Source organism: Paenibacillus pectinilyticus (genome assembly GCF_001700435.1).
GTDB classification, from domain to species: Bacteria; Bacillota; Bacilli; order Paenibacillales; family NBRC-103111; genus Paenibacillus_E; species Paenibacillus_E pectinilyticus.
Window position 1 is genome coordinate 802,160 of record NZ_LYPC01000027.1, and the last position, 13,346, is coordinate 815,505.

A 13,346-nucleotide genomic window follows, 5' to 3' on the forward strand; every position below is an offset into this window, starting at 1 on the left:
TACAGCAAGATTGGCTTCTCTTTTTGTTGTCAATGCAAGCAAAATCAAAGGAGGAAGTGAATTTGCATATCATTAGATTTGGAACCTTTCGTCATCTGTTAACGCGTGTTCTAGTTGCTCTTTTACTATTTTCGGCGCTGCCTGCAGGTGCACTGGTAGCGAAGGCGAATACGGACAATGTGAATGTTGTTCTTGGTCCAGAACCTGTAAACAATGGCATAATTCCACGAGCGGGAGATAGTGCGGAAGGCTTGCAAACGGGTACGGTCGCGGGCAACACGTACTGGCAGACAGGCAAGGCAGCTAACGGATCGGAAACTTACTATTTCTACATGGATGTGGATGACAGCTATTTACACAACAATACGGATAATAACGTTCAGATGACGGTGCAATATTACGACGAAGGCAACGGGCACATTGTACTGCAATACGATGCGGCGACCGCCTCATTTAATGATGCGCCTCTCTTTACGTATACGGATACGAAAACTTGGAAAACGCAAACATTCCAGCTGAGTGATGCTTTCATGGGGAATCGGACGAATGGTGCGGATTTCCGAATAGGTGTGGAGGGGGCCGGTGCCAGCGGTGCGACGAATGCTCCGTTGAAGCTGGCTAGCATCACGGTAACGAAGACACCAAAGGTTCATGCTGCTGATGATGTTGCCATCACGCTGGGCGCTACGCCCGTAGAGCGAGGCATCACTGCGCGTGCCGGAGATAACGAATCTGGCCTGCTCACGGGAGAGCTAGATGGCAAGGGCTATTGGCGCACGAACAGCGCTGCGCCTGGTGATCGTACCCTGTACCTTTACATGAATGTTCAGGATGCATATCTGTATGATAATTCGGATCAGGATGTTTATGTAACCGTGGAATATTATGATAGTGATAACGGTGACCTCGTACTGCAGTATGATGCGTTATCGGATTCGTTCAAGAGTGCACCACTTTTCTCTTATCAGAATACGAAGCAGTGGAAGACACGCACCTTTAAATTAACCGACGCTAAGTTTGCCAATCGAGCCAATGGCGGGGATTTTCGCATAGGTGTCAGCGGAGGTGGAGCAAAGGCTGATAACGCTGATTTGTATGTTGCCTCTGTAAGCGTTCTCAAAGTCCCTAAACCGATAAGCGCGCCATCGCAGGCCAAAGTAATCAATACGGCGTATGCGACGCCGGATGTCGTTATTGCTGATTTCAATGTGGCTGATTTCGGAGCTGTGGGAGATGGAATCAAGGATGATACCCGTGCCATTCAGGATGCATTGGATGCCGCAGGGAGTCATGGCGGTGGCGTTGTCTTCGCACCCGTGGGTCACTACAAGTTAACTGGTACACTGCTCGTACCGACCGGCGTTACGCTGCGAGGCGATTGGGAGAGCCCAGATAGCGTTAACGGCAAGGTGAACGGGACTGTCCTCGATGCTTATGCAGGGCGTGGAGACGAGAACGGAACGAGCTTGATTCAGCTCCAGCAATCAAGCGGTATTACCCATTTATCAATCTGGTACCCGGAACAGTCGTTGGAGCAGCTTACTGCGTACCCATGGACGATTGAACAGCTGACAGGCGATAATGCGACCGTAAGCAGCGTGACGCTGGTTAATAGTTATAACGGTGTCAAGATCGGTCCTGTTTGGAATGAACTGCATTACGTACATGATCTGTTCGGTACGGTGCTGAAAACAGGTGTTTTCCTCGATTTTACGACGGATATTGGAAGAATTGAACATGTTCGTCTGTCTCCTTCCTATTGGGCGCAATCGGGGTTGCCTGGAGCGCCTGCCCAACCGGCGTTGTTTGGTTATATGACGACGCATACGGAAGGAATTGTGATGGGGCGCTCCGATTGGGAGTATATGTCGGATATCGGAATCTCGGGGTTCAAGACAGGTATGCGGATCACGACCCGTACAGGTTCATTGGAAACAGCCAATGCGCAGTTGTATAAAATCAATATTACGGATTGCAATGTTGCACTTAAAATTGAAGGCGTTAACGATTATGGCCTTCTTGTAACAGATAGTACCTTCAAGGCGAATGTAGGCGCAGATGCGAAGGCAGTTTATGCGACGCAAGGCTTTCATTCCATCGTGCAGTTCAATAAGGTCACACTGGCGAGCGAAGCGGCAAGTGCCGTCGTGAGTGAGGGCAGCGGTGTGTTGTCCTTTGAGAACAGCTCGTTCGAGAACTGGGGTAATCAGGCTGGTGGTTTTGCGCTTGCGGTTGACAGCGGGTCTATTATTTTGGGCCAAGTAATATTCCAGAAGCCGGACCATCATGTTCTGATGAAGGAAAATGTTCAGGCTTTGAACGCTGTAAATTCAGGCTATCAAGGCGAGCTTAAAGTCGAAAACCAAAGCGCCCTTGCTGAGTTGAATGTCCGTAAGGACGAGAGCTACGTGTTGGAGACCTTGCCGGAGGTGGCGAGCTTGGATCGTGCAGTGCTGCCTAAACCTGCAACAGCGCAATTGTTCGATGTTACTGCTGCGCCATATGCGGCAGATGCTAGCGGTCGTACGGATGTCTCCGCTGTGATTCAGCAGGCATTGACAGATGCTGGAGAAGCAGGCGGCGGAACGGTTTACTTGCCAGCGGGAATCTATCGAGCGGATAGTCGCTTGACTGTGCCAAGTGGCGTTGAGCTGCGGGGTTCCTGGGATGTGCCGCATCATACGATTGGCGGCGGAACAGTATTATTTACCAACTATGGGCTAAATCAGTCGAATGGTGATGCTTTCATTACGTTGGAAGCTTCGGCAGGGATCAAAGGTCTATCGGTTTATTACGACCAACAAAACTATATTGATGTGAAGCCATATGCCTGGACGGTTCAGGGCAAAGGCCACGATGTATACGCGATTAACACAACGTTGATCAATCCTTATCAGGGCATTGATTTTGGCAGCTACGACACAAGCGGCCATTATATCGACTACGTGGCAGGCTCGCCGTTAAAAGAAGGTATTTATGTCGGCGGCGGCTCGAGCAGCGGATGGGTTCGCAATGTTCAGTTTAATCCCCACTACTATGGAAGGAATAACTATCCGAATCACCCTGAGGGTAACAATGGGGACGTCGTGTGGAACTACCAGAAGGAGCATCTCGATGCTTTCCGCATCGGTCATGCGACGGGTGAAACTATTTTTAATACGTTCGTCTATGGCTCGCAATACGGGATTCACTTCGTCGGTCAGAATGGCAGCGGCGCTGAAGCCATCATTATTGGGCATGGTACAGATGGCAGCAAAAAGGGGGCCTTCATCGAACAAGCCGGTCCCATGGGCTTGTCCATGATGAATACCGAACTGGTCTCGCTAAGCACCTCGGATAAAGTGTATGTAACGGTAGGTCCGGAATTCACATCCAAGCTGTCGATGTTCAATTCCTCGATGTGGGGTGACACGACACGTTCCTTCGATATCGATGCGGGCGACGTTCATATCCAGCAAAGTAATTTGACTGTGTCTGGAGAGCGTGGCGTTCAAGCGATGGGCGGTAATATCCACTTGTACAACTCTTACTTCCAACAGCCTCACACCATGCATGTTTACACTGGACCTGAGATAAATCACATGGATATTTCCAATAACCTCTTCAAGGGCGGTATGCAGATGCAAAACAACGCTGGCTCTAAAGTGACGGGAACAAACCTTGTGCCTGTCTCGCTGGAGCTGAGCAGAGGTGCTTTCGATGCGACTCATCCTGAACAGACGAAGACGGTATTAACACTTACCAATCGAACGTCGACTGAGCCAATCCGTGGACAAATTGAACTTCTTCAGCCAGCTTCCTACGGAAGCACGGTAAAGCCGATTCACTTTGGCAATATCGCATTAGGCGCTTCACTGAACGTAGAGATTCCTTACTATGTCGGCGACTCGCTAAAATATAAAGTTACTCTTGATACAGGTTTTGTCTACACGGCTTCATTGAAGCTGGGGCAATCTTTCGCAGGTCGTATCGATGCGGATCCGGCTGTTCCTTCCATGGAATTGTCTGGCTTTGATCAATATTTCAGCGTGGGCGGGATGTGGAAAGGGATAGACGATCTGAGTGCTAAGTCTGATGTGCAGTGGGATGACCACAATGTGTATGTAACCGTAATTGCCAGCGACGACCATCATGTACAAAGTTGGTCAGGCGTAGATATTTGGCAGGGGGATAGCCTTCAGCTTGGCTTTGATCTATCCCGCAAGGATGGTGCTGCAAGCAAGAGTGTGAGCGAACTTGGCTTTGCTTTGAACAATCAAGGACAAGTGACGAAGTGGAGATGGAGATCGCCGGATGGAAAGGCGAATGGCGCTTTGACTGGTGTGCAGGCAGATATCACCCGGGACGAAGTGACGAAACGGACGACATATCAAATCGCGATACCATTCTCTGAATTACTTGGCACAGACAGTACGTTCGATCCTGCAAATCCGATTGGGTTTACATGGCTGCTCAATGAGAATGACGGCGCTGGACGTGCCGGATTTATGGAATACAATCAAGGCATCGGCACTAGCAAAGATGCGACGTTGTATGGCGACCTTCGCCTGCTTCAAGGCAATTATACCGATCTGCTGGGAGCTTCCGCAGAGCGTGCTGTTCAGCTGGCACTGGAAACGAAAGACTTCGCACAGTTGGATGGGGCTTGGAACTTCGTGACACTACTGCCTAAGGGCAGTGTGAAAGAAGATCTGTTGGCGAGGCTGGCGTACCAACCGCAGCCGTCTTCTGGAGCAGCATCGTTACCAACGGTAACCGAACCAGTTCTCAAAGTAGAAGATGACGGATCGGTCTCAATAACGGGTCAACCAAGTCTTGATTCAGCTTCACAAACGGCAAGTCTGTCTTTGACTCAGACTGTTCTCGATAGAGCGCTGGCGCAAGCGCAAGCTGGGCAGGACGGTTTCCGTCGCTTAGCGATCCGCCTTTCGGAGGTGGAGCAGACTAAAGGCTATGCAATCGAGCTGCCTGCCAGTCTGTTCAAAAACAATGATCCAAAGCTGTCCATTACGTTTATTACACCGCAAGGCAGCATGACGGTTACTGGTGCCATGTTTGACGGTGGACAATCGACAAGTTTAGGCGAGCGTATTCGCTTGGTCATCCGCGATGCGGACCGAAGCGGTTGGTCAGCAGCTTTGCAGGAGGGGGTCGGTGCGCGACCAGCCGTGGATATTACAGTGAAATCGGATGGCAGTCCGCTCAGATGGCGTAACAGCCAGTCACCTGTAACGGTGTCTCTGCCTTATACGCCGACGGATGCCGAGAAACTGGATAATGAACGTTTGTCGATCCAATATGTGGACGATCAAGGGCATACGACAATTATTAGCAATGGTAAATATAAGGTTGCAACTGGAGAAATGGTGTTTCAGACCAATCATTTCAGCCAATATGCGGTGGCGTATACTCCAATAGCTTTTGCCGATCTTGTTAACGTTCCATGGGCCGGGCATGCAGTCGAAGTGTTGGCTGCCAAAGGTATTGTTCAAGGGACATCGGAGGACGAATACACGCCGAATGCTCCAATTAAACGGGGCGACTTTCTGATGATGCTTGTTCATACGATGGGATTGACAGGAAGCTATTCTGCGAATTTCCGCGATGTGCAGCCAGGCTCCTACTATGAAGAAGCCATAGGCCTCAGCCGGTCCTTGGGTATTGCCGAGGGCTCTGGAGACAATCTATTCAATCCGGAGCAATCGATTAGCCGTCAAGATGCTGCTGTGTTCATCGATCGGGCGCTTCGCTTGCTTGACACTTCTTATGGTTCCTCAAGCAAGGAATCACTGCAAGCTTTCCAAGATGTCGCAGATGTTGCACCATACGCCAAATTCAGCCTTACGGCTATGATAGAAGCTGGTCTACTTGAAGGCGATGGCAGCCGATTACATCCGTTAGACCGCTTGACGCGCGCTGAATCTGCAGTGATTGCGTATCGTGTCTACCAACGTCAGCCTTAATGATATTGCTGTGTCACTAGCGTAATCAAGGCCGCCTTTCTGCAGCAATCGCTGCGGAGAGACGGCCTTTCTGCTGTTTGATCAAGCTCTTTCGTTCAGAAAGGAAAGAGGATATAAATTACGACTTTAATTTAGAAATGCCTCATTGGAAGGTGCTCGCTCCCATTTTAGAATGGGAATAGAACTACGATCAAATTCCCATAACAGAAATGGACGTGTGTATATGGCGAAAATAAAAGAAATAGCATGTATAAGAACTAGACATGACGGCAGCTGGACGATTGTGAAGGTAATGACGGATCAGGATGGATTGTACGGATTGGGTTCAGCCTCCGATTTATACAATCCTGAAGCTGTTGTGCAGGTGATCGAGCATTTGCTGGCACCACTGCTGATCGGCAAGGATGCCTCTCGTATTGAGGATTTGTGGCAGACCATGTATACATCCAGCTATTGGCGCAATGGCGCTATATTAATGACGGCAATAGGTGCTATCGATGTTGCGTTGTGGGATATCAAGGGTAAGGAGGCCGGGCTGCCCATCTATCAGTTGCTCGGCGGGGCAAGCCGCTCGGCGGTTGCTTGCTATGGTCATGCGAGCGGTGTGGATATGGCAGAGCTGAAGGAAGAAGTCCATCGGTATTTACAGGAAGGGTACACGACGATAAGATGCCAGCTTGGCGGATACGGTGGCGGCGGATTCGTACAAGGTGCTCAAGCGAAGCTGCCAGACAACGCTTGGCAGACGGAACGATTATTTGATGAGCATGCCTATTTGAACGCGATTCCGCATATGTTTGAGGGGCTGCGAGTTGAATTCGGAAGCAACGTGCAGTTTACACATGATGTTCATGAGCATGTGCATCCGATCACGGCTATTCAGCTTGCGAAGCGATTGGAGCCGTATGGACTGTTTTTTATGGAGGACTCGCTGCCTCCTGAGCAGGTCGGCTGGTATAGGCAGCTTCGGCAGCAGAGCGCTGCACCGCAGGCAATCGGTGAGCTATTCGTGAATCCACAGGAGTGGACGGAGTTGATCAAGGAACGGCTGATCGATTTCATCCGGGTACGTGTCTCCAAGGTCGGAGGCATCAGTGCATGTCGGAAAATCGCTGCACTTTGTGAAGCGTTCGGAGTTCGCACAGCCTGGCAGGAGGGCGGAGAGAATGACCCTGTGAATCAGGCCGCTTCTGTGCATTTGGACATGGCTGTATGGAACTTCGGCATCCAGGAGATCAATCATTTTCGAGCGGAGGAGTATGAAGCCTTCCCAGGACATATTGAACGTAAGGGCGGCTACCTGTACACATCTTCCAAGCCAGGACTGGGAATTGAGCTGGATGAACTGAAAGCGCAAGCGCTGCTCGGCAATAGTTGGAAACGGGAGGCTTACCATCGTCCGTATCCGCTGGACCGCAAAGCCGATGGAACGCTCATACGTCCTTAGATATTTCGTAAGATAGGAGAGATTGAGATGATAAAAACAGTTGCAGTAACGGGAGGCAGCGGTAAACTGGGGCTTCGGTTGATACCGGAGCTGCAGAAGCATGGCTATAACGTAATCTCACTGGATAATCGATTATCCAGTGATGTCCCTGCCTATCAAATCAAAGTAGATTTGAACGATTTCGGGCAGGTGATTGGGGCTTTGCAGGGCGTGGATGCGATCATTCATCTGGCAGCAATTCCCGCCCCTCGTAGCTATACGAATAGTTACATTTTCGCCAACAATGCAGCATCTACTTATCACATACTGGAAGCAGCCGATCAGCTAGGCATTACGAATGTGGTGATAGGATCAAGCGAGTCGTCGTACGGATTCGCATGGGCACCTAAACCTTTCTCACCGCAATATGTGCCAGTCGACGAGAACCATCCTCAGCTGCCTCAGGAGTGCTATGGTTTATCCAAGATTGTTAATGAGCTGACGGGGGCTATGTTTAATCGCAAGTCGGGTATGAGTGTCACATCGCTGCGGTTTTCGATGATTACGACGGCTGAAGATTATGCAACGGTCGATGATAATCATCCAGATGCTTATAAGCATATCTTATGGAGCTATATCGATATCCGGGATGCAGTCAACGCTTGCATCGCCGCATTGACATGCGAACATGGTAAGGCAGTGTCCCTTAACATTACGAGCAGTGATACGTTGTCTAGTTGGGACACCCAGCGCTTACTGAACCATTACTATGCCGATGTGACCGATCTCAGAGCACCGTTCACGGGTCGTGAAGCACTAGTATGCAATCGCTTAGCGCAAGAGATGTTAAATTGGCAACCACGATATTCTTGGATGTCTTAGTTCGCTCAGGCTATTCATACGTCAAAACCTCCAATCCCACATGCCTTCATGTGAGTTGGAGGTTTTAGCATTTTCTTCAGGTTTTTGAATGAAGGGGATATTTAGTCAGTGAATGGGACGACCGTAATGCTTTCAAGATAAATATCGCCAGAGACGGCTGTAAATCGAATGCAATTATTATGTCTAGGCTTCAACGGTACCGTTATACTGGCTCGGCCGACAGCGTCTTCAAGACTGCCAGCCGATAGCACGTTGAGTAAGTAGAGATCATCTCCATTAACTGTCAAATGCAATTTGGAGAGACGTTCTGTCGTCGCGTAACGAATGTAAATCGCCGCTCTGCCGCCTTCAGCTCCGTCAACGTGGTCGAACTGGCAATAGGAGCCTGAGGTTTGCAAATGGCTGACGATGCTATTGCTCCGCTCTTTCGTTACGAATAGTGCATTTCCTCCTAAAGTTCCATTTTCCGCGGAATAGGTTATTGCGTTTGAAGCAGAACCAGGGGCAGGAGCTACGGGATGGATACCCTCCTTGGTTTGAATAACGGTTTGAATCGTGCCGTCTTCGTTGAAAAATAATTGATCAATGCAGACGCTTCTTAAGTTGCCTTGATCCGATATAGCTTGGTTATGATAGAACATATACCATTGCCCTTGGAATTGTGCCACGGAGCCGTGGGAAGTGGAACAGCCAGTCGGCTCAAGAAAAATACCGCGATATGTCCACGGACCAAGAGGGTTCGTGCTGGTAGCGTATCTCATACGGTTCAGGTTGTCGAGATTGTCTGAATAGGTCAAGTAGTAGAGAACGTTTCGCTTGAACACCCAAGCTGCTTCATGGAAATCCTCCAGTCCTTCCATATCACGCATTTCTCCCTTGAGGGACACCATATCGTCATTCAATTCACCGCCTGCACACCTGCTCCCGCCGCCGTAATACATATAAGCTCGTCCGTCGTCATCCACAAGTACACACGGATCGATCATGGCGAACCCGCCAAGTCCTTCAATATATCCCTGATCGGTAAAGCCGCTAGCAGGATGTTGGCTTGTTGCTACGCCCATTTTCCAAGTGTCGTTCCAATTCGAACCGCTGGGATGCGGGTAATAGAAATAATAGGTCCCATTTCTAAACGCGCAGTCGGGTGCCCACATAAATCCGCCTTCTGGTCTACCCCATGAGACGTCATCGGAGCGGAGGATTTCTCCCTCATCGACCCAATTCACCATATCCTCCGATGAGAAAACATGATATCTGTCCATCAGATCGCAGCCTCTAGCCGGATCCATATCATGAGAAGCATAGATGTAAATTCTACCGTCCTCCCAGACGTGGGCAGAAGGATCCGCGGTGAAAATCGTCGTAAGAACGGGGTTCTGAGATGTTTTCTTAAGAAAATCGGTTGGCATGCCTATATTTCTCATCATTATGCTCCTCCAGTAATCCATGTTCATTGTCATTTCATGATTGTTTACAGGATTCAGCATAACTCGAAAAACAGGGGGACCGCCATGAGACGTTTTTAAATTTTATAGGTGGATTACATACACAATGTCTGGAACTACTGTGAAAGCGGTGGTTGTTGGACAAAGCTTATGACACAACTATAATAAAAGCCCATGCAAATTACGCATGGGCCTTCTCACTATTTACTTGACTGTTTTGTTATAAGCGCTAAGCTTCTCCGTGATGCTTTTCGCAGCGCCATCTAGGGCTTCTTTTGGAGCTTTTTTGCCAGTCAACGCTTCTTCAATGGCTGTTTCCACGATTTGACGTGCTTCTGGGAATACGCCCATAACTGCACCTTGCGTTGCTGTGTTGGCTTTTGTTTTGTGCAATTGATCAATAGCTGTTTGGAATTGCGGGTATTTCGCTAGGTTATCTTTCAATACGGGCTCATCATACGCTTTTTTGGTAATCGGGAAGTAGCCCGTGTTCACGTTCCACCATGCTTGAGTTTGAGGATTTGTTAGGAATTTAATGAATTCCCATGCACCTTTTTGCTCGGCTTCTGACTTATTATTCAAGATATAAAGACTTGCGCCGCCAACGACAACGCCGCCTTCTTTGGCATCTGCCGGCTTCGGAAGCGGGCCTGTACCTACTTGGAATTTACCTTCAGCGCCGGTTACAATACCCCGAAGCGAAGCTGTGGAATCCAAGGTCATCGCGACTTGACCAGCTAAGAACGCTTTTTTCGTATCGTCCGTTTTGCGGCCAAGGTTGGCAGACGTTTTGTTATCGACCATTTCTTTCCACCATGTCAGTGTTTTTACACCAGCTTCATTGTTAACCATGGATTCTGTAGCAGCGGCAGTGCGACCATTCCCGTTATTGAGGTATTCAACACCTTGGTTCGCAAAGAATTGCTCCATAAACCAGCCGTAAATGGCAAAGGAAGAACCTGATTTCCCATCTTTGCTTAGGGCTTGCGTAGCTTTCGTAATTTCTTCATAGGTCGTCGGCGGCTTCTCTGGATCAAGACCTGCGGCTTTGAACATATCTTTGTTGTAATAAAGGATTGGATTAGACGTGTTGAATGGCATAGAATTCAGTTTGCCATCGACTTTATAATAGTTCAAAATATTCTCTTCGAGCTGGGAAAGATCGAATTTATCGGCGTCAACAAACTTTTGGACCGGCGTAATCGCTTTAGAATCGATCATGAAACGAGATCCGATTTCGTAAACTTGGATGAGAGAAGGCCCGCTTTTGGTATCCATCGATGCTTTCATCTTGTTGATGCTTTCATCATACGTTCCTTGGAAAACAGCTTCAACCTGGACATCTTTCTGAGAAGCATTGAAATCGGCGACTAGCTTATCGACGGCTTTGCCAAGCTCTCCACTCATCGAGTGCCACCAGATCACTTTAACGGGTTCAGTCGGTTTCTTAACATCAGCAGCAGCTGTGCTTGCTGTAGGTTTGCTATCTGTTGTGCTGCCTGAAGTCGTTGTTTCTGATTTACCACATGCGCTAGTTAATAGCACCATGATTGCTGTCATAGCAAGGACGGAGCTTCTCATTTTCAAGTTTTTCATTCTTCGTTTCTCTCCCTTATCTGTATCTATTTTTAAAATATATGGAAATCTGTTCAGCTATAAAGCTGAATAGAGCAGCCATTAGAGTAAGGCTATCCTTTCACAGCACCGGCAGTAAGTCCGCGAACAAGCTGTTTTAAACCAAGGACAAGAAGTAAAAGGGAAGGAAGTAAGATAATCGTTACTCCTGCCAGCACCAAATTCCAAACGGTTAACTCTTCGAATTGAAGCATCGCGATGCCTATTTGTACGGTTCGCTTGGCTTCGCTGTTTGTTATGAGCAGTGGCCAAAGATACATGTTCCACGCGTTTAAGAACGCATACACGGCAAGTGTCGCCAACGCTGGGCGTCCAAGCGGAAGCACAATGCGCAGAAACATGCGAAAGTGTCCGCATCCATCGATGCGTGCCGCCTCAAACAGCTCTTTGGGGAGCTGTAAGAAAAATTGGCGAAGGAGGAAGGTTCCGAAGGCGGTTGCCAGGAATGGAACCGTTAGCCCTTGCATGCTATCGAGCCAGTCCCACTTTTTGACCGTCAAATAGTTGGGAATGATGGTGACCTCCCATGGAATCATCATCGTAGACATGAAAAGCGCGAATATGAAGGCTTTACCTTTAAAACGAATATTCGTGAAGGCATAAGCAGCCATGCTCGAGGTAACGAGCTGACCGACCATGATGATAATCGAGACAATCAGACTATTGGTCACGAACTTTGCAATAGGCACAAGCTTGAAAACGGCGATTATACTTCCCATGTAGAAGCTGCTAGGGAGTAAGTGAGGCGGATAGGCCGAAGCCTCCTCGGGTGTCATGAATGCGGATGAGAACGTATAGAAGATGGGATAAAGTACGAAAGCGGCGCAAATGATCAACAGGATGTAGACGCATGTATGTTGCAATCGAGAGGTCATTGATAATGCACCTTCCTTTCAAAAACTTTAAATTGGATGACGGTGAAAATCAGGATAATCGCAAAGAGGACGAGTGCTTGAGCACTTCCCGTTCCGAATCTGAAGTTGATAAACGCATCCTGATAGAGGGAATATACGAGAACATCCGTTGAATTGACTGGACCGCCTCGGGTCAGAATGTGAATTTGTCCAAAAGACTGAAACGCACCGATGATAGAAACGATCGTGACAAAGAACACAGTTGGTGAAAGTAAGGGCATGACGATTTGAACAAAGGTACGAATGGGACCAGACCCGTCGATTTTGGCACTATCATAAATCTCATCCGGAATTCCTTGTAAACCGCTAAGCAGGACAATGTAGGTAAAGCCGAGATTCATCCAGATTGTCATCATTGAAACAGAAAGCAGGGCCCATCTAGGGTCTGTCAGCCATGCTACGGGTTCTAAGCCGACTAGGTGCAGCAGGTAATTCAGCATCCCCACACTTGGGTGGAACAGCATCATCCAGATGACAGCGGAAGTTCCCACGGATAGAACGACTGGAAGTGAGAAAATGAATTGAAAAATGCGCATACCTTTGAGCTGATTGTGTGTAAAAGCGGCGAGCATTAGTGCGATCGCGATAACGGTTGGGACGGTTAAAACTGTAAATAGGCCAGTTACACCTAAACTTTGATAGAATCGTTCTGAGGTAAAAATAGCAGTGAAGTTATCGAATCCAACGAAAGAGGCAACTCTGCCTCGTGGATCGGTTTCGTGCATGCTAAGATAAAAAGTTTGAAATAAGGGATAAAATAAAAAGGTAGCAAACAGCAGAAGCGAAGGGGCTAAAAAGATATATCCCAGAATCGTTTCCATCCATGTATGACTGACCAATACTTTGCGGGGATGTTGTACTTTCACTTTCGTTTGGGTCACTTGCAGTAATTCTCTTTCTATTGCATTCATTCCGGACGCCTCCACGCACATTATTCGGCAATTGTTATCTTTAGTAGATTACCAGTCGTTTATTTGACCTATGTCAAATTAAAATGAATGTTTTGTATATTTTCAGGGATATTATCCTAGTTCTTTACAAAATAGATAAACTTGCATACTGGGCAAAAACGGGTCCATTC

At 48.2% G+C, this 13,346-nt stretch carries 7 protein-coding genes; 3 read left to right on the forward strand and 4 right to left on the reverse strand.

The genetic code is table 11. The features are described from left to right. Positions 1–62 precede the first annotated feature (62 nt). The 3 genes from A8709_RS35505 to A8709_RS25165 all read left to right on the forward strand — a co-directional run bounded on the left by A8709_RS35505 (position 63) and on the right by A8709_RS25165 (position 8,271). The gene (locus tag A8709_RS35505) at positions 63–5,963 is read left to right on the forward strand and encodes an S-layer homology domain-containing protein (RefSeq protein ID WP_065856306.1); all 5,901 of its coding nucleotides are present in this window, start codon (positions 63–65) and stop codon (positions 5,961–5,963) included. Between the two features lie 223 nt (positions 5,964–6,186). After that, positions 6,187–7,410: an enolase C-terminal domain-like protein gene (locus A8709_RS25160; protein ID WP_065856308.1), complete on the forward strand. Its 1,224-nt coding sequence runs from the start codon at positions 6,187–6,189 to the stop codon at positions 7,408–7,410. 27 nt (positions 7,411–7,437) lie between these two features. After that, positions 7,438–8,271, forward strand: coding sequence for an NAD-dependent epimerase/dehydratase family protein (locus A8709_RS25165; RefSeq protein WP_065856310.1), 834 nt, complete (start codon positions 7,438–7,440; stop codon positions 8,269–8,271). Between the two features lie 101 nt (positions 8,272–8,372). Here A8709_RS25165 and A8709_RS25170 read toward each other — a convergent pair whose 3' ends face one another. The 4 genes from A8709_RS25170 to A8709_RS25185 all read right to left on the reverse strand — a co-directional run bounded on the left by A8709_RS25170 (position 8,373) and on the right by A8709_RS25185 (position 13,086). After that, the gene (locus A8709_RS25170) at positions 8,373–9,695 is read right to left on the reverse strand and encodes a family 43 glycosylhydrolase (RefSeq protein WP_065856312.1); all 1,323 of its coding nucleotides are present in this window, start codon (positions 9,693–9,695) and stop codon (positions 8,373–8,375) included. 225 nt (positions 9,696–9,920) lie between these two features. Beyond that, positions 9,921–11,312 carry an ABC transporter substrate-binding protein gene (locus tag A8709_RS25175; protein WP_065856313.1) on the reverse strand — a complete coding sequence of 464 codons (1,392 nt, stop codon included), beginning with the start codon at positions 11,310–11,312 and terminating at the stop codon, positions 9,921–9,923. A gap of 92 nt (positions 11,313–11,404) precedes the next feature. Further along, entirely contained in the window at positions 11,405–12,226 is an 822-nt protein-coding gene (locus A8709_RS25180) for a carbohydrate ABC transporter permease (RefSeq protein ID WP_065856315.1), read from the reverse strand. Beyond that, positions 12,223–13,086 carry a carbohydrate ABC transporter permease gene (locus A8709_RS25185; protein ID WP_065857358.1) on the reverse strand — a complete coding sequence of 288 codons (864 nt, stop codon included), beginning with the start codon at positions 13,084–13,086 and terminating at the stop codon, positions 12,223–12,225. The genes A8709_RS25180 and A8709_RS25185 overlap by 4 nt, the downstream gene beginning before the upstream one ends. Between the last annotated feature and the right edge of the window lie 260 nt (positions 13,087–13,346).

Excerpts from the sequence above, each read along its gene's own strand:
- A8709_RS25160 (WP_065856308.1), top strand. The coding sequence starts at position 6,187 with ATGGCGAAAATAAAAGAAATAGCATGTATAAGAACTAGACATGACGGC.
- A8709_RS25185 (WP_065857358.1), bottom strand. The coding sequence starts at position 13,086 with ATGGAAACGATTCTGGGATATATCTTTTTAGCCCCTTCGCTTCTGCTG.
- A8709_RS25180 (WP_065856315.1), bottom strand. The coding sequence starts at position 12,226 with ATGACCTCTCGATTGCAACATACATGCGTCTACATCCTGTTGATCATT.
- A8709_RS25165 (WP_065856310.1), top strand. The coding sequence starts at position 7,438 with ATGATAAAAACAGTTGCAGTAACGGGAGGCAGCGGTAAACTGGGGCTT.
- A8709_RS25175 (WP_065856313.1), bottom strand. The coding sequence starts at position 11,312 with ATGAAAAACTTGAAAATGAGAAGCTCCGTCCTTGCTATGACAGCAATC.
- A8709_RS25170 (WP_065856312.1), bottom strand. The coding sequence starts at position 9,695 with ATGAGAAATATAGGCATGCCAACCGATTTTCTTAAGAAAACATCTCAG.